Source organism: Streptomyces sp. NPDC044061 (genome assembly GCF_056434305.1).
Window position 1 is genome coordinate 114,620 of sequence record NZ_JBWKFL010000006.1, and the last position, 15,827, is coordinate 130,446.

Genomic DNA, 15,827 nt, shown 5'->3' on the forward strand with positions numbered 1-15,827 from the left:
ATAGAACACCACCCGTGCCCGCCGCCCCTCGAATAGGAGCGGTCTTGGCCGCGTGCAGCACCGTCCACTCCAGGTCACCGGCGCTGCGGCGGCTCGAATCAGACTCTGCCGGGCGAAGCCCGTCCACGGGGCGGTGGTGGGCGACGGGAGGGCAGATGGTCGAACCCATGCGGCGGACTTCCTCTCCTACGACTTCGGTGCCGGTGCTTCAGCACTTCTGTCCCGCACAACAGTGGTCCGCCGCCCGGCATTCCCGGCTCACCCGAGTGACGCGACCCACTCCACGACAGCGCCCGTGACGACCTCCAGCGCCCGCTCCTGCGTGATGTCGGCGCGCTTGGGCACGGCGAACCCGTGATCGCCGAACGGCACCTCGACCAGCTCGTAAGGCCCCTCGGGGAACTCCTCCGGCTTCCCGAAGGGATCGTTGCCGCCCTGTACGACCAGCGTGGGCACCCCGGTGCCGAGCAGCTCGTCGCCGCGGGACTTCTCCGGCTTGCCCGGCGGGTGCAGCGGGAAGCTCAGCGCGAGCACGGCGTGCGCGCCCAGCTCACCGGCGGTGCGGCAGGCGACCCGGGCCCCGGCGCTGCGGCCGCCGGAGATCACCGGCAGCTCCATCCCGGCCAGCGCGGGCCAGATGCCGCGCCAGCCGGTGTCCAGGGTCTTCGGCGCGGGCGCGATCTTCTTGCCCGCGACCCGCCAGGGCTGCTCGACCAGGGCCACGGTCACGCCGTGTTCCGGGAGCACCTGGGCGAGCGCCCGCAGGTCCCGCGCCTCGATGCCACCGCCGGCCCCATGACTGGCGGCCAGCACCAGCCGCGCCTTCTTCGCCCGGTGCCAGGTGACGCGTGCGGTCCCGGCGTCGGTCTCGACGATCTCGATCACGTTAGAAGAGTGTGCCCTCTTCGGGCGCCTCAAGCTCCTTCAGCAGCTCGGGGCCGTTGTTGCGGACGTTGCTGACGGCCGTGGGGACCGGGTAGGCGCGCATCAGGCCGGGCGGGGGCGGGGCCAGCAGGTCGCGCAGGTCGTCCGGGTCGGTGCGGGAGGGATCGAGCCAGGCGTCCCAGCGGTCCGGGGTGAGCATCAGCGGCATGCGGGGGTGGATCTCGGCGAGGGAGTGCGGTCCGTCGGCGGGGGCGACGGCCAGCGGGGTCCGCTCCGCCTCGGTGGTGATCACCGAGCAGGTGACCCACCAGGCCCCCGGGTGGTCGTCGGGCAGGGTCCGGTCGCGCCAGAACTCGTACAGCCCGGCCATCGCGAACACCGAGCCGTCGGCGGGCAGCACGAAGTAGGGCTGCTTGCGGGGCCGCTTCTTCCGGCCCTCCTCCTCCAGGTCCCGCTCCTGCTTGCCGGTGACCCACTCGTAATAGCCGTCGGCCGGCAGGATGCAGCGCCGGGCGGCGAAGGCCCGGCGGTAGGAGGGCTTCTCGTGCACGGTCTCCGCGCGCGCGTTGATCATCCGGGCGCCGCCCTCGGGCGTCTTCGCCCAGGAGGGCACCAGACCCCACTTGAGCCTGCGCAGCTGGCGAACCGGACGCGGGGTGTCCGCGTCTTTCACCGGACGGTCCAGGACGGCGTAGACCTCCTTGGTCGGAGCCACGTTGTAGTCCGGTTCCAAGGTCTCCTCGGGCTCCCACTTCTCGATCTCAAAGATTCCTGCGAGATCCTCGGGCCTACGACTGGATGCATACCGTCCGCACATACGTGCCACACTGCCAGGCCCACCCGTCACCCGACCACCACCCCACAACGACGGCGCTTCGCGCCGACCCCTACCGACTCGATGCCAGGGAGCCACTCGGCCACATGGACAGCCTCGCCGCCACCGCGCTGCCCGACCTCTGGGACCGGCTCACCGGTACCCAGCCCGACCCCGACCTGTGGGTGGTGCTCGCCACGCTGGTCGCCGCGCTCGCCGTCGTCGTGCCGCACTCCGTGTGGCGGCTCGCGCGCAACGCCATCACGATCGCGCACGAGGGCGGCCACGGCCTGGTGGCCCTGCTCACCGGCCGGCAGCTCACGGGCATACGCCTGCACTCGGACACCAGCGGTCTCACGGTCAGCCGCGGCAAGCCGTACGGCCTGGGCATGATCCTCACGGCGGCCGCGGGCTACACGGCCCCCTCGCTGCTCGGTCTCGGCGGCGCCGCGCTGCTGGCCACCGGCCGCATCACGCTGCTGCTGTGGGCGGCGACCGCCCTGCTGGTGGTGATGCTGGTGATGATCCGCAACGCGTACGGGGTGCTGACCGTGGTCCTGACCGGGGGCGCCTTCCTGCTGGTGTCGTGGCTGGCGGGTCCGCAGGTGCAGGCGGCCTTCGCGTACGCGGTGGTGTGGTTCCTCCTGCTCGGTGGCGTACGGCCGCCGTTCGAGCTGCAGGCCAAACGGTCGCGGGGCGGTGCCGGGGACTCGGACGCGGACCAGTTGTCCCGCCTGACGCACGTACCGGCGGGGCTGTGGCTGTTCCTGTTCCACGCGGTGTCGCTGTGCTCCTTGATCGGCGGAGGCCGCTGGCTGCTGGAAGGTTGATCCCGGGCCCTCCTTATAAAGTGGCCCCATGGCCCCGAACACCGCCCACCCCGCCCTCTGGCCCGCCCCGCACGCGAGCGGAGCCGTCGACGCGACGGTCCACGTGCCGGGGTCCAAGTCGGTCACCAACCGCGCCCTGGTGCTGGCCGCCCTCGCCTCCGAGCCCGGCTGGCTGCGCCGCCCGCTGCGCTCCCGTGACACGCTGCTGATGGCCGGTGCCCTGCGGGCCATGGGTGTGGAGATCGAGGAGGGCGTGGGCCCGGACGGCTCCGGGGAGGCCTGGCGGGTGCTGCCCACGGGCCTGCACGGCCCGGCCACGGTCGACGTCGGCAACGCCGGCACGGTGATGCGCTTCCTGCCGCCGGTGGCCGCGCTGGCCGACGGCCCCATCCGGTTCGACGGGGACCCGCGGTCCTACGAGCGTCCCCTGAACGGTGTGATCGACGCGCTGCGCGTGCTCGGCGCCCGGATCGACGACGACGGCCGGGGCGCGCTGCCGCTGACCGTGCACGGCGGCGGGGCCCTGGACGGCGGGCCGGTGTCGATCGACGCCTCCTCGTCCTCCCAGTTCGTCTCGGCGCTGCTGCTGTCGGGCCCCCGTTTCAACCAGGGCGTCGAGGTCCGGCACACCGGTGCGACCCTGCCCTCCATGCCGCACATCCGGATGACCGTGGACATGCTGCGCGCGGTCGGCGCCCAGGTGGACACCCCGGAGTCGGGCGGCGAGCCGAACGTGTGGCGGGTGACGCCGGGCGCGCTGCTCGGCCGGGACCTGACGATCGAGCCGGACCTGTCGAACGCCCAGCCCTTCCTCGCGGCGGCCCTGGTCACCGGCGGCAAGGTGCTGATCCCGGACTGGCCGGCGCGCACCACCCAGCCGGGTGACCGGCTGCGGGAGATCTTCACCGAGATGGGCGGTTCCTGCGAACTGACCGAGTACGGGCTGGAGTTCACCGGGTCGGGCGCCGTCCACGGCATCGACGTCGACCTCGGCGACGTCGGCGAGCTGACCCCCGGCATCACGGCGGTCGCGGCCCTCGCGGACTCCCCCTCGACCCTCAGGGGCGTGGCCCACCTGCGTCTGCACGAGACGGACCGGCTGGCCGCGCTCACCAAGGAGATCAACGAGCTGGGCGGCGACGTCACCGAGACCGCCGACGGCCTGCACATCCGCCCGCGCGCGCTGCACGGCGGGATCTTCCACACCTACGAGGACCACCGCATGGCGACCGCCGGTGCGATCATCGGCCTGGCGGTGGAGGGGGTGCAGATCGAGAACGTGGCGACCACGGCGAAGACCCTGCCCGACTTCCCCGACCTGTGGACCGGGATGCTGGGGAACTGACGGGCGGACTGGGACCATGCGCCGCTACGGCAAGCACACCGACGAGGACGACATCCGCAGCCGCCCGAACCGCAAGGGCAACCGGCCGCGTACCAACATCCGCCCCAAGCACGAGGACGCGGCCGAGGGCATGGTCCTCACCGTCGACCGGGGCCGGCTCACCTGCCTGGTCGAGGACCGTCCGGTGATGGCGATGAAGGCCCGCGAGCTGGGCCGCAAGGCGGCCGTGGTGGGCGACCGGGTGGCCCTGGTCGGCGATCTGTCCGGAAAGAAGGACACGCTCGCACGGATCGTGCGCATCGAGGAGCGCAGCTCACTGCTGCGTCGTACGGCCGACGACGACGACCCCTACGAGCGGGTGGTCGTCGCCAACGCGGACCAGCTGGCCATCGTCACCGCGCTCGCCGACCCGGAGCCGCGTCCCCGCCTGATCGACCGCTGTCTGGTCGCGGCCTACGACGGCGGCCTGGAACCGCTGCTGGTGATGACCAAGTCGGACCTGGCCCCGCCGGACAAGCTGCTGGAGCTGTACGGCACCCTCGACATCCCCTACGTCGTCACCAGCCGCGAGGAGCTGGAGAACGGCGACGCGGCGGACCGGGTGCGCGAGCACCTGGACGGCAAGATCACCGCTTTCGTGGGTCACTCGGGCGTGGGCAAGACCACCCTGGTCAACGCCCTGGTCCCGCAGGAGCGCCGCCGTACGACGGGACACGTCAACGCGGTGACCGGCCGCGGCCGCCACACCACGACGTCCGCCCTCGCCCTGCCGCTCTCGGCCGCGGACGGCTGGGTCGTCGACACCCCGGGCGTGCGCTCCTTCGGTCTGGCGCACATCGACCCGTCCCGGGTGATCCACGCCTTCCCGGACCTGGAGCCGGGTACGGAGGGCTGCCCGCGCGCGTGCAGCCACGACGAGCCGGACTGCGCGCTGGACACGTGGGTCGAGGAGGGCCACGCGGACCCGGCGCGGCTGTACTCGCTGCGCCGGCTGCTGGCCACGCGCGAGCGCAGGGAGGGCGACTGAGCACCGCGGTGTTTGCCGGGGCCCTGGGCCGGTAAGTGCATAATCGCACCGAGCCGGAGATCGGGACCTACGGGAGGACCGCACATGGCGTGGCTGCTGGTCATCGTCGCCGGCATTCTGGAGACCGGCTTCGCCGTGTGCCTGAAGCTCTCCCACGGGTTCACCCGGCTGTGGCCGACGATCGCCTTCGCCTGCTTCGCTCTGGGCAGCTTCGGCCTGCTGACCCTCTCCCTGAAGAAGCTGGACGTCGGCCCCGCGTACGCCGTGTGGACCGGGATCGGTGCGGCGGGCACCGCGATCTACGGCATGGTCTTCCTCGGTGACCTGGTGTCGACCCTGAAGATCGTGTCGATCACGTTCGTGATCGTCGGTGTGATCGGCCTGCAGCTGTCCGGCTCGGCCCGCTGAAGAACCAGTTCGCTCCGGGCAGCGGGGGCGGCGGGAAGGGATCCTCAGGTCAGCTGCCCGGGGAGCGCGCCGCGCACCAGTTCGGCGATCCCGGCCTCCCCCGGCGGCGCGGCCACACAGGACAGCGCGAGGCGCACGACCAGTTCGCAGGACCGCGCGAGCTCGGAGCCGTCGGTCCGCGCCGCCTCGGTGCCGCCCAGCACCGTCACCGCCCGGTCGCGCACGAGCCGCACGAAGTCGCCGGGCGAGGGCAGTGGCCCGTCCGCCCGGCGCTGCGCCGGGACGGCCGAGGAGGACGGCACGGCGGAGAGCGTCGGCGCGGGCAGGCGCTCGTTCCAGCAGCCGGTGAGCATGGCCCGCACCAGCGCGTTGTCCCGGGCGGCCGACGCCATCCACTCGGCGGTGGCGGTGAGCCGGTCGCGCGGGTCGCTGTGGGTGGCCAGGGCCTGGTCGACCCCGGCGAGATACCCGTCTGCCTCCCGGCGTACCAGCGCTCTGGCCAGCCCCTCCTTGCTCCCGAACTCGTTGTACAGCGTCTGCCGGGACACCCCGGCCGCCGCGGCCACGTCGACCATCCGCACCGCGGACCACGGCCGACGGGCGAGTGCCGTACAGGCGGCGTCCAGTAGCGATTCCCGGGCTGCAGGCATCATCGCCTCCCTGGGGCGAGCGACTCTGCGCCCAGATTTGACGCGCGTACATGTACTGTCAAGGGTTCGCGGGGGCATGAGGGGGCGCGCTTCGGCCACGGAACACCGCCGTTGCCGCGCCCCGCTGCGGCCGCCGATCCGCCGTACGACCCGTGTGGCCTCGGGCCTTTGGACCCCGGCCCCCTGTAGCCCCGTACTCCCCCGGCCGATAGCGTTCGTCACATGCCGGACTACCTCGACGACCTCCGCCTCGCCCACGTCCTCGCGGACGCGGCCGACGCCGCCACCACGGCCCGCTTCAAGGCCCTCGACCTGAAGGTGGAGACGAAGCCGGACATGACCCCGGTGAGCGAAGCGGACAAGGCGGCGGAAGAACTCATCCGCGGCCACCTCCAGCGCGCCCGCCCCCGGGACGCGGTCCTCGGCGAGGAGTACGGCATCGAGGGCACCGGCCCGCGCCGCTGGGTGATCGACCCGATCGACGGCACCAAGAACTACGTCCGCGGAGTCCCGGTGTGGGCCACCCTCATCTCGCTGATGGAGGCGGGCGAGGGCGGTTACCGGCCCGTCGTCGGCCTCGTCTCGGCCCCCGCCCTCGGCCGCCGCTGGTGGGCCGCCGAGGGGCACGGCGCCTTCACCGGCCGCAGCCTGACCTCCGCGAGCCGCATCCACGTCTCCCAGGTCGGCACCCTGCCGGACGCCTCCTTCGCGTACTCCTCGCTCTCCGGCTGGGAGGAGCAGGGCCGCCTGAACGGCTTTCTCGACCTCACCCGCGAGGTGTGGCGCACGCGCGCGTACGGCGACTTCTGGCCGTACATGATGGTCGCCGAGGGCTCGGTCGACATCTGCGCCGAGCCCGAGCTGTCACTGTGGGACATGGCCGCCAACGCGATCATCGTCACCGAGGCGGGCGGCACCTTCACCGGCCTCGACGGCCGCCCGGGCCCGCACAGCGGCAACGCGGCCGCGTCCAACGGGCTGCTGCACGACGAGTTGCTGGGGTATCTCAACCAGCGCCACTGAGCCCCGGGAGAAACCCGCACACGCCCTCAACGGGCCACGCACGCCCCCTTGTTGACTCGCTCTTTACCTGGCACTCTGAAGCTATCCCCACTTGTGAATTTGTGAATCCCTGAACTTTCTCAGGGATCCGTAGGAGGTGGCCCTTTCCATGCTCGTCCGTGACGCCATGAGCACGGTGATCCTCACCGTCGGCCCCGCCCACACGCTTCGCCAGGCAGCCGCTCTGATGTCCGCCCGCCACGTCGGCGCCGCCGTGGTCCTCGATCCCGACGCCGGCGGTATCGGCATCCTCACCGAACGCGACATCCTCAACTCCGTGGGCCTCGGCCAGAACCCGGACACGGAACGCACCCACGCCCACACCACCACCGAGGTCGTCTTCGCCGCGCCGACCTGGACCCTCGAGGAGGCGGCCCGGGCCATGGCCCACGGCGGCTTCCGGCATCTCGTCGTCCTCGACCACGGCGAGGTGGCCGGCATCGTCTCGGTCCGCGACATCATCCGCTGCTGGGTCCCGGCCCGGGAACCGGCGCCCGCGCTCTGAGCACACGGCGGGCGGGCCGGACCCCGGAGGGTCCGGCCCGCCCGTCGGCGGCGGCTCAGCCGCGCAGCGCCTGTACGGCCACCTCCAGCCGCTTGCCGAAGTCGGCGTCCGCCCGGCGGAAGTTGCCGATCGCGCGCTCGGCGATGTCGTCGCGGGAGACGCCCGCGATCGCGCCCGCCAGGTTGGCGACCAGGCGCTCCTTCGCGTCCTCGTCCATCAGGCGGTAGAGGTTGCCCGCCTGCGCGAAGTCGTCGTCCTCGGCGTGCACCGGGGTCGGGTGGTTGCCCGTGGCACCGGTGACCGCGGTGGACCGCCACAACGGCCGGTCCGTCTGGGCGGGGCCGCCGAAGCTGTTCGGCTCGTAGTTCTTCGCACCGCCGTGCCGGCCGTCGTAGAGGAAGCCGTCACGGGAGTTGGTGCGCGCCCCGGTGGCGTGCGGGCGGTTCACCGGCAGGTGGTCGGCGTTGATGCCGACACGGTAGCGGTGCGCGTCGCCGTAGGCGAAGAGCCGGCCCTGGAGCATCTTGTCGGGGGACGGGCCGATGCCGGGCACGAAGTGCGCAGGACTGAAGATCGACTGCTCGACCTCGGCGAAGACGTTGCGCGGGTTGCGGTTCAGCTCCAGCCTGCCGATCTCGACGACCGGGTAGTCCGCGTGCGGCCACACCTTGGTCAGGTCGAAGGGGTTGAAGCGGTACGTCGCCGCGTCCGTCGCCGGCATGATCTGCACGCCCACGGTCCAGCTCGGGAACTCGCCCCGTTCGATCGCCTCGCGCAGATCCCGCTGGTGGGAGTCGGGGTCCTTGCCCGCCAGGACGTCCGCCTCCTCGGCGGTGAGGTTCTTGATCCCCTGATCGGTCCTGAAGTGGTACTTGACCCAGAAGGCCTCGCCCGACTCGTTGCTCCACTGGAAGGTGTGCGAGCCGAAGCCGTCCATGTGGCGGTACGACGCCGGGATGCCGCGGTCGCCGAAGAGCCAGGTCACCTGGTGGGTCGACTCCGGCGACAGCGACCAGAAGTCCCACACGTTGTCGGCTTCCGTACTGCCGGTGTAGGGGTCGCGCTTCTGGGTGTGGATGAAGTCGGGGAACTTGATCGCGTCCCGGATGAAGAACACCGGGGTGTTGTTGCCGACGAGGTCGTAGTTGCCCTCCTCGGTGTAGAACTTCAGCGAGAAGCCGCGCGGATCCCTGACGGCGTCCGGCGCGCCCAGGTTGCCGGCCACGGTCGAGAAGCGCAGGAAGACCTCGGTCCGCTTGCCGACCTCGGAGAGGAAGGCGGCACGCGTGTACGGGGTGACGTCGGCGGTCACCGTGAAGGTGCCGTAGGCACCGGCGCCGCGCGCGTGCACCACCCGCTCCGGGATGCGCTCGCGGTTGAAGTGGGCCAGCTTCTCCAGGAGCAGCTGGTCCTGCACGAGCACCGGACCGCCGACGCCTGCCGTCTCGCTGTTCTGGTTGTCGGCCACCGGGGCACCGGCCTCCGTGGTGAGCGGTCCCTGCGTCACGTGCGCCTCCTGCGTCATGCCCGACTCTTCCTGTCCCTTGGCCAAAGCCAGGCTCGATCCTACATTGGACTAAGTCCAAGTCAAACAGCATTCCAAAGTCACACCTATTCGGAATCTGGTCCTCTTGCTGTTACGCTGGTTCGCATGAGCGACCTTCTGGAACGGCTGCGCGGACGCGGATGGCGGATGACCGCACAGCGGCGCGTCGTGGCCGAGGTTCTCGACGGCGAGCACGTGCATCTGACGGCCGACGAGGTACACGCGCGTGCCGTCACGAAGCTGCCGGAGATCTCCCGGGCGACCGTCTACAACACGCTGGGCGAGCTGGTCTCCCTCGGCGAGGTGCTCGAGGTCACCACGGACAAGCGCGCCAAGCGGTACGACCCGAACGCGCACCGGCCGCACCACCACCTGGTCTGCGCCCAGTGCGGCGCGATCCGTGACGTGCACCCGATCGGCAACCCGCTCGCCGACCTCCCCGACACGGAGCGGTTCGGCTTCACCGTCTCGGACGTCGAGGTGACGTACCGCGGGCTGTGCCCGAACTGCGCCGGCGCCTGACACCGGCCGGCACCGAAAGAGGGGGGCGAAAGCCCCCCTCTTTCGCGCTCTGCCGCCCCGCACCCCGACGCGAACGCTGCCGCAAACGCACCTAGGGCCGGAATCCATCTCTGGATTCCGGCCCTGGGCCTTCAGTAGCGGGGACAGGATTTGAACCTGCGACCTCTGGGTTATGAGCCCAGCGAGCTACCGAGCTGCTCCACCCCGCGTCGGTGAACACGACATTACGTGAGGACGCTGCCGGGATGCAAATCCATTGGCGGTGAGTGGCGGGGGTCACTTCCCGGCCGGCCGAGACGGGCGGGGAAGGCCGCCGAGGCCGAGCGCAGCGCCTCGTCCTACGCCGACAGCTCCTCACGCAGGGCGTCCCGCAGCCGCCCCGCCCGCTCGGTGACCTCGGCGGGCCCGAGCGCCACCGCCCGGTCGGCCCACTTCTGCCCCTCGGCCAGCTCGCCCTGACGCGCGTAGACCAGGGCCAGCCGCAGCGCCGCCCGCCCGTGCCCGGCGTCGGCGGCCCGCGTCCACCACACCGCCGCCTCCGGCTCGCTGCCCTCACGGGCCAGCAGCAGCCCCAGGTTGAACGCCCCGTTGCGGGACCCGGCCTCGGCCGCCGCCCGGTACCACCGGGCCGCCTCGACCACGTCGCCCCGGGCCGCCGCGAGCATGCCCACCCGCACCTGGGCCCGCCGGTGCCCCTGGGTGGCCGCCCGCTCGTACCACTCCTCGCACTCGGTCTTCTCGTGCACGACCTCGCCCAGCTCGTGCGCCGGCTCCGGCGGCCGCCGCGCGTCGAGCACGGTGGCCAGGCGGTACGCCGCCTCCGCGCTGCCCCCGCCGGCCGCGCACCGCAGATGCCGCTCGGCCTCCTGTTCGTCCCCCTCGCGCAGCCGGGCGATCCCGACCTGCAGCGCGGCCTCGGTGTGCCCGGCGGCGGCCGCACGCTCGTACCAGCGCAGGGCGACCGGCTCCTCGCCCCGCCCGGCGTGCAGGATGCCGAGGTTGAACGCGGCGTCCACGCTCCCGGCCTCGGCCGCCTTGGAGAACCACGGCTCCGCCCCGGTCGTGTCGCCGCCCTGGAGCAGCAGGATGGCCAGCGCGTTCGCGGCCTCCCGGTGCCCGGCGTAGGCGGCCCGCCGGTACCACTGCTCGGCCTGTGCGGTGCGTCCCTGCTCGGCGCAGAGCAGCCCGAGGTTGTACGCGCCGTTGTCGTCCCCGGCGTCCAGCGCGGCCCGGTACCAGCGCTCGGCGGTCTGTGTCTCCCCGCGCTCGGCGTGCAGCGCGCCCAGCGCGTTGGCCGCGTTGCCGTCGCCGTCCTGGGCGGCCCTGAGCCACCACACGGCCGCGCTCTCGGTGTCCCCGGCGTCCCGCAGCAGGAAGCCGAGCGCGCAGGCGGCCTGCGGCTCCCCGTCCTTGGCCGAGGTCAGGTACCAGCGCCCGGCCTCCTTCAGTTCCCCGCGCTTCTCCAGGATCGCCCCGAGGTGCAGCGCGGCCCGCCGGTGGCCGCGCGCGGCGGCCTGCCGGTACCACTGCTCGACCTCCTCGACAGCGTTGTCGGCTCCGTCCTCGTCCTCGTGGGCGGCCTTGCGGTCGAGTGCGCGCGCCAGCCGGTAGGCGGCCTCCCGGTGCCCGCGTTCGGCGGCGGCGCGCATCCAGTGCTCGGCGGCGCCGTCCGCGCGGTGCTCCAGCAGGTCGGCGAGCGCGTACGCGCCCAGCGCATGACCCTGCTCGGCGGACTGGCGCAGCCAGTACTCGGCGGCGGGCTCGTCGCCGCGCTCGCGGTGGTGCCGGCCGAGGGCGTGCGCGGCGGCGGCCGAGCCGGCGACGGCGGCGATCCGCCACCAGCCGGCGGCCTCCTCGGCGTAGCCGCGCTGGTGCAGCAGGACGCCCAGGTTGTTGGCGGCGGCCCGGTCGCCGGCCGCGGTGGCGGCGCGCAGCTGGGGTTCGGCTCCGTCGAGGTCGCCGCGGCGCAGCAGCATGGCACCGAGGACGCTCATCGCCTCGGTGTCGCCGGTCTCCGCGGCGAGCCGCAGGCGGACCTCCTCGGCGGCGTCCCCCATGTCGCCCAGCTCGTCCCGGGCCGGCCCCTCATCCGAAGGCCGCACAAATCGCCCTGTCCCGAACAGAGTTGCCTTGTCCCCCATAACGTCCATCGTCGCACCACCTGCAACCTGGGTACACCCGGTATACCGCAGCCCGTGAGGTCACTTCAGCGTTTTGTCGACTTGCCCACAGAGAGATAAGTCAAACACAGTTCGCCCAACTCCCCACGGCGGCGCGGCGGTCTCCCCCCTCTGCACATGAGTTCGCACACCACGAAGGCCCGGATCCCTGTCAGGATCCGGGCCTTCGTCTTTCAGTAGCGGGGACAGGATTTGAACCTGCGACCTCTGGGTTATGAGCCCAGCGAGCTACCGAGCTGCTCCACCCCGCGCCGTTGTGCAGCAACCGTATCACGGCGCGAGGTGGTGTTGATCAGCCCCTGTTGCCGCCGCTGGTCTTGTCGGCCTTGGACTGTGCCTCCTCGGCCCGTTTCAGCGCGTCCTCCAGGTCCTTCTGCGCCTTGGCGTACGCGTCCCAGTCCGGGCCCTGGGGCTGCTTCAGGGCTTCCTTCCCGGCGTCGATGGCCTTCCGGGCGTCCTCCAGCGCCTGCCGGACCGTGGGATTGCTGGAGTTGGGCGGGTTGGTGCCGGTGTCCGGTGGCGTGGTCGAACTCTTCACGCCGAACACCTCGTTGAGGGCCTCGTCGAGCGTGTCCTTGAAGGCGGTCCTGCCCTCGTAGGTGACCAGGACCTTCCGGAGCAACGGGTACTTGAGCGACCCGCCGCGTACGTAGACGGGCTCCGCGTACAGCAGTCCCCCGTCGAGCGGCACGGTCAGCAGATTGCCGTACTCCACCTTCGAATGTCCGCGGCTGAGCAGGCTGATGGTCTCCGCGATGTCCGATTCGGAGTTGAACTGGCTCTGCACCTGCTTGGGTCCGTCGACCGTCGTGCTCGTCGGCAGCTTCAGGATTCTGATCTTGCCGTAGTCGCTGGTGCGCGGATCGGAGTCGACGGCCATGAACGCGCTGAGGTTGTCCCGCCCGTTGGGCGTGAACGTCGTCGTCAGCGAGAACGCCTGGGCGCTCTGGTCGGGCATCTTCATGCTCAGGTAGTACGGCGGCACCGCGCTGCCGGAGTCGTTGGTCGGGTCGTCCGGCACCTCCCACACCTCGCTGCCGCTGAGGAACGTCTGCGCGTCCGTCACGTGGTAGCGGGTGAGCAGCTCACGCTGGACCTTGAACAGGTCCTGCGGATACCGCAGATGGGCCATCAGGTCCGCGGAGATGGCCGCGCGGGGCTTGACCGTGCCGGGGAACGCCTTCATCCAGGTCTTCAGGACCGGGTCCTTGGTGTCCCACTGGTAGAGCTTGACCTCGCCGGTGTACGCGTCGACGGTCGCCTTCACCGAGTTGCGGATGTAGTTGACCTGGTTCTGCTGGGCGACCACCGCACGGGAGTTGTTGGTGGCGGTCAGCGAGTCGGCCGTCGTGTCGCCCAGGGTCGTACGGGAGGCGTACGGGTATCCGTTGCTGGTCGTGTAGGCGTCGACGATCCACTGGATGCGGTGGTTCACCACCGCCGGGTAGGCGTCGCCGTCGATGGTCAGCCAGGGAGCGACCGCCTCGACGCGGTCCTTCGGCGTGCGGTTGTACAGGATCCGCGACCCCTTGCCGATCGCACCGGAGTAGAGGATCTGCGGCTCGTTGAACGCCACCGCGTACGCGGCCCGGTTGATCGGGTTGTCGAGGTTGACCCCGCTCTTGCCCTTGTAGCTGGTGGTCCTCTCGCGCTCGTTGTCGGAGTAGTCGACCTCCTTCTGGGGGCCGCCGACGATCGAGTAGGCGGTGGTCTTCTCGCCGTAGTAGATCTGCTGCTGGTACGTGCCCAGGTCTCCCTGGGACGGCAGGTTCTTCTCGATGAAGACCGGCCGGCCCTCGCTGTCGGCCTCGGTGCCCTTGGCGGCGACCACGCCGTAGCCGTGCGTGTAGCGGAAGTGGTCGTTGATCCAGTTGTTCTTCGGGATGCCGTCCAGGTTCAGCTCGCGCAGACCGATGACGGTGTCCTGGTCCTTGCCGTCCTTGGTGGAGTACCGGTCGACGTCGAGGTTGGTCGGGAACCCGTAGTAGGCCTTGATCTGCTGCAGTTGCTGGAACGTCGGCGAGACGACGTTCGGGTCCATGATGCGGATGCTGGCCGTGTCGCCGACCTGGTCGCGCAGCTTGGTCTTGTCCGAGGTGCTGGACTTGCCGGCGTACTCGGTGACCTTGGTGTCGTCGATGCCGTACGCCCCACGGGTCGCCTTGAGGTTCTTCTGGACGTACGGGGCTTCCTTGGCCTGCTCGTTGGGCTGGACCTGGAACTTCTGCACGATGGCCGGGTACAGGCCGCCGATGAGGATCGCGGAGAGGACCATCAGGCCGAAGCCGATGACGGGCAGCTGCCAGGTGCGCCGCCACAGGGTGGCGAAGAACAGCAGCGCGCAGATGACGGCGATGCAGAACAGGATCGTCTTGGCGGGCAGATAGGCGTTGGCGTCGACGTAGCGCAGGCCCGTCCAGTTGCCGGTGGCCTTGAAGTCGCTGGACTTGACGGCGAGGCCGTAGCGGTCGAGCCAGTAGGCGACCGCCTTCAGTGCCACGAAGATGCCGAGGAGCACGGACAGGTGCCCGGTCGCGGCGGCCGTGGCGCGCGCGCCGGGGCTGGTGACGCGCAGCCCGCCGTACAGGTAGTGGGTGAGCGCGGCGGCGATCAGGCAGAGGATCGCGGTGGCGAAGCCGAAGCCCAGCAGGAACCGGTACCAGGGCAGATCGAAGGCGTAGAAGGCGACGTCGAGGTGGAACTGGGGGTCCTTCTGGTGGAAGGGCACGCCGTTGACCCACATCAGCCAGGTGCGCCACTGGCCGGCCGCCGAGGCGCCCGCGATCAGTCCGACGAGGGCCGTGACGGCGAGCAGCAGCCAGGTCTTGTACGGCGCGATGCCCATCCGGTAGCGGTCCAGGCTCTGCTGTTCCATGGACATGGCGCTCAGCGGGGGCCGCAGCCGGTGCGCGAGCCAGATGTTGAAGCCCACCGCGACAGCCATCAGCAGGCCGAAGACGAAGAACAGGCCGATCTTCGTCCACAGCATGGTGGTGAACACGGACGAGTAGTGCACCGACCGGTACCACAGCCAGTCCGTCCAGAAGCCCGCGAACATCGTGAACGCCATGCCGAGGACGGCGAGGACGCCCAGTGTCATGAGCAGGGTCCGGGCGCGCCGGGACGGGCGGCCCGCTCTGATCCGCGGCCCCGTCGGGCCTCCGCCGCGGTCCGGCATCTGGAAAGCCAAGGTGCGCACCTCGAAGTTCGCTGTCGATCCGTCAGGCCCCCGTGTTCGCGGGCCCCCCGTGGCCCGTCGTGATCGCGGGCCCACACCTATGCAACTTACTCACGGTTTACTCGGTTCCCGATTCCGGCCGGGAACGAGGCAGGATTGTGACCATGTCCAACACTCCCATGGCAGCGAACCCGCTCACCCGGGCCGTACTCGAGATCGACGAGTACGCCTCCGGCCTCGGCTGGGACCAGCCCGCTCGCCTCTTCGCCCTCGTAGACACCGCACGGCTGCGGGCCCAGGAACCCTCGCTCGCCGCCCAGCTCGGCCTGGAGGACGAGCCCGAGACCACCGGTCTCACCCCGATCGAGCAGGACGAGATCTCAACGGACAAGCCGCTCGACGAGTTCCTCGGCACCATCGCCTGGCCGGACGCGGTGGTCGGCTGCGCGCTCACGGTGGAGCGCCTGATGCTGCCCCCGTCGGCCGAGGCGCAGGTCCCGCAGGGCCTGAGCGAGGCCAGGCTGGCGAAGTGGGTGGCCGACCATCCCGAGCGTCAGGAGGTCCGCATGACGGTGGCGGTGCTGCGCGACGGCAGCCGCGAGTCGGCGCTGCGCCTGCGTGAGAAGGACTCCTCGACGGAGGTCCTCACGGGCCCGGACCTGGTGCCGGGCCTGGCGGACGCCCTGTCCACGACGTTCGAGGACTGATCAGTCCGAGGATCGATCTCCTCGGAGGCCGATCCCTTCGAGGACCGGTTCCGCTCCTTGCCTTCCCGTACGGCGCTGGGGGGGGGGGGGGGGGGGGGGGGGGGGGGGGGGGGGGGAAAGGGGGGGGGGGGGGGGGGGTGGGATGGGTGGGGGGGTGTTTGTGGAGGG

The 15,827-nt window shown here is 71.2% G+C and carries 14 protein-coding genes and 2 tRNA genes; 8 read left to right on the top strand and 8 right to left on the bottom strand.

The features are described from left to right. Positions 1-258: 258 nt before the first annotated feature. Both AC07CM_RS11950 and AC07CM_RS11955 read right to left on the bottom strand, forming a co-directional pair. Entirely contained in the window at positions 259-885 is a 627-nt protein-coding gene (locus AC07CM_RS11950; RefSeq protein WP_478876231.1) for an alpha/beta hydrolase family protein, read from the bottom strand. Position 886: 1 nt separating this feature from the next. After that, positions 887-1,702, bottom strand: a complete 816-nt coding sequence (locus AC07CM_RS11955) for an SOS response-associated peptidase (RefSeq protein WP_478876232.1) — start codon at positions 1,700-1,702, stop codon at positions 887-889. Between the two features lie 104 nt (positions 1,703-1,806). On the opposite strand from AC07CM_RS11955, the gene AC07CM_RS11960 reads away from it, so the two are divergent. From AC07CM_RS11960 to AC07CM_RS11975, 4 genes are all read left to right on the top strand, one after another. Then, a complete protein-coding gene (locus tag AC07CM_RS11960) occupies positions 1,807-2,529 on the top strand; it encodes a M50 family metallopeptidase (protein WP_478876233.1) in 723 nt (240 codons plus the stop codon). 28 nt (positions 2,530-2,557) lie between these two features. Further along, entirely contained in the window at positions 2,558-3,874 is a 1,317-nt protein-coding gene (gene aroA / locus AC07CM_RS11965; RefSeq protein WP_478876234.1) for a 3-phosphoshikimate 1-carboxyvinyltransferase, read from the top strand. 16 nt (positions 3,875-3,890) lie between these two features. Continuing rightward, on the top strand, positions 3,891-4,901 hold the full coding sequence (gene rsgA / locus AC07CM_RS11970; protein ID WP_478876235.1) for a ribosome small subunit-dependent GTPase A: 1,011 nt from the start codon (positions 3,891-3,893) through the stop codon (positions 4,899-4,901). Positions 4,902-4,985: 84 nt separating this feature from the next. Further along, the gene (locus tag AC07CM_RS11975; protein ID WP_478876236.1) at positions 4,986-5,309 is read left to right on the top strand and encodes a DMT family transporter; all 324 of its coding nucleotides are present in this window, start codon (positions 4,986-4,988) and stop codon (positions 5,307-5,309) included. 44 nt (positions 5,310-5,353) lie between these two features. Here the strand turns inward: AC07CM_RS11975 and AC07CM_RS11980 are convergent, their stop codons facing one another. Beyond that, positions 5,354-5,962, bottom strand: a complete 609-nt coding sequence (locus AC07CM_RS11980; RefSeq protein ID WP_478876237.1) for a TetR/AcrR family transcriptional regulator — start codon at positions 5,960-5,962, stop codon at positions 5,354-5,356. A 219-nt stretch (positions 5,963-6,181) separates the two neighbouring features. On the opposite strand from AC07CM_RS11980, the gene hisN reads away from it, so the two are divergent. Beyond that, entirely contained in the window at positions 6,182-6,982 is an 801-nt protein-coding gene (hisN, locus tag AC07CM_RS11985; protein WP_478876238.1) for a histidinol-phosphatase, read from the top strand. Positions 6,983-7,130: 148 nt separating this feature from the next. Beyond that, positions 7,131-7,526, top strand: coding sequence for a CBS domain-containing protein (locus tag AC07CM_RS11990; RefSeq protein WP_478876239.1), 396 nt, complete (start codon positions 7,131-7,133; stop codon positions 7,524-7,526). Positions 7,527-7,581: 55 nt separating this feature from the next. On the opposite strand, the gene AC07CM_RS11995 is transcribed toward AC07CM_RS11990, so the two are convergent. Then, positions 7,582-9,033 (bottom strand): catalase, encoded by a 1,452-nt coding sequence (locus AC07CM_RS11995; RefSeq protein WP_478876240.1) that lies wholly within the window; start codon positions 9,031-9,033, stop codon positions 7,582-7,584. A 144-nt stretch (positions 9,034-9,177) separates the two neighbouring features. Here AC07CM_RS11995 and AC07CM_RS12000 point away from each other — a divergent pair, with 144 nt between their 5' ends. Beyond that, complete coding sequence (locus AC07CM_RS12000; RefSeq protein WP_478876241.1) at positions 9,178-9,594, top strand: Fur family transcriptional regulator; 417 nt, start codon at positions 9,178-9,180, stop codon at positions 9,592-9,594. A gap of 135 nt (positions 9,595-9,729) precedes the next feature. Here AC07CM_RS12000 and AC07CM_RS12005 read toward each other — a convergent pair. From AC07CM_RS12005 to AC07CM_RS12020, 4 genes are all read right to left on the bottom strand, one after another. Continuing rightward, positions 9,730-9,803, bottom strand: a tRNA-Met gene (locus AC07CM_RS12005). Between the two features lie 129 nt (positions 9,804-9,932). Further along, positions 9,933-11,744 (bottom strand): tetratricopeptide repeat protein, encoded by a 1,812-nt coding sequence (locus tag AC07CM_RS12010; protein WP_478876242.1) that lies wholly within the window; start codon positions 11,742-11,744, stop codon positions 9,933-9,935. Between the two features lie 207 nt (positions 11,745-11,951). Beyond that, positions 11,952-12,025: transfer RNA gene (locus AC07CM_RS12015), tRNA-Met, on the bottom strand. A gap of 41 nt (positions 12,026-12,066) precedes the next feature. Next, positions 12,067-14,952, bottom strand: a complete 2,886-nt coding sequence (locus tag AC07CM_RS12020; RefSeq protein WP_478876440.1) for a UPF0182 family membrane protein — start codon at positions 14,950-14,952, stop codon at positions 12,067-12,069. 164 nt (positions 14,953-15,116) lie between these two features. Here AC07CM_RS12020 and AC07CM_RS12025 point away from each other — a divergent pair, with 164 nt between their 5' ends. Next, on the top strand, positions 15,117-15,659 hold the full coding sequence (locus AC07CM_RS12025) for a PPA1309 family protein (protein ID WP_478876243.1): 543 nt from the start codon (positions 15,117-15,119) through the stop codon (positions 15,657-15,659). Positions 15,660-15,827 lie beyond the last annotated feature (168 nt).

Coding starts and splice junctions, on each gene's coding strand:
- AC07CM_RS11955 (WP_478876232.1), bottom strand. CDS start 1,702: ATGTGCGGACGGTATGCATCCAGTCGTAGGCCCGAGGATCTCGCAGGA.
- AC07CM_RS11960 (WP_478876233.1), top strand. CDS start 1,807: ATGGACAGCCTCGCCGCCACCGCGCTGCCCGACCTCTGGGACCGGCTC.
- aroA (WP_478876234.1), top strand. CDS start 2,558: ATGGCCCCGAACACCGCCCACCCCGCCCTCTGGCCCGCCCCGCACGCG.
- rsgA (WP_478876235.1), top strand. CDS start 3,891: ATGCGCCGCTACGGCAAGCACACCGACGAGGACGACATCCGCAGCCGC.
- AC07CM_RS11975 (WP_478876236.1), top strand. CDS start 4,986: ATGGCGTGGCTGCTGGTCATCGTCGCCGGCATTCTGGAGACCGGCTTC.
- AC07CM_RS11980 (WP_478876237.1), bottom strand. CDS start 5,962: ATGATGCCTGCAGCCCGGGAATCGCTACTGGACGCCGCCTGTACGGCA.
- hisN (WP_478876238.1), top strand. CDS start 6,182: ATGCCGGACTACCTCGACGACCTCCGCCTCGCCCACGTCCTCGCGGAC.
- AC07CM_RS11990 (WP_478876239.1), top strand. CDS start 7,131: ATGCTCGTCCGTGACGCCATGAGCACGGTGATCCTCACCGTCGGCCCC.
- AC07CM_RS12000 (WP_478876241.1), top strand. CDS start 9,178: ATGAGCGACCTTCTGGAACGGCTGCGCGGACGCGGATGGCGGATGACC.
- AC07CM_RS12010 (WP_478876242.1), bottom strand. CDS start 11,744: ATGGACGTTATGGGGGACAAGGCAACTCTGTTCGGGACAGGGCGATTT.
- AC07CM_RS12020 (WP_478876440.1), bottom strand. CDS start 14,952: ATGCCGGACCGCGGCGGAGGCCCGACGGGGCCGCGGATCAGAGCGGGC.
- AC07CM_RS12025 (WP_478876243.1), top strand. CDS start 15,117: ATGTCCAACACTCCCATGGCAGCGAACCCGCTCACCCGGGCCGTACTC.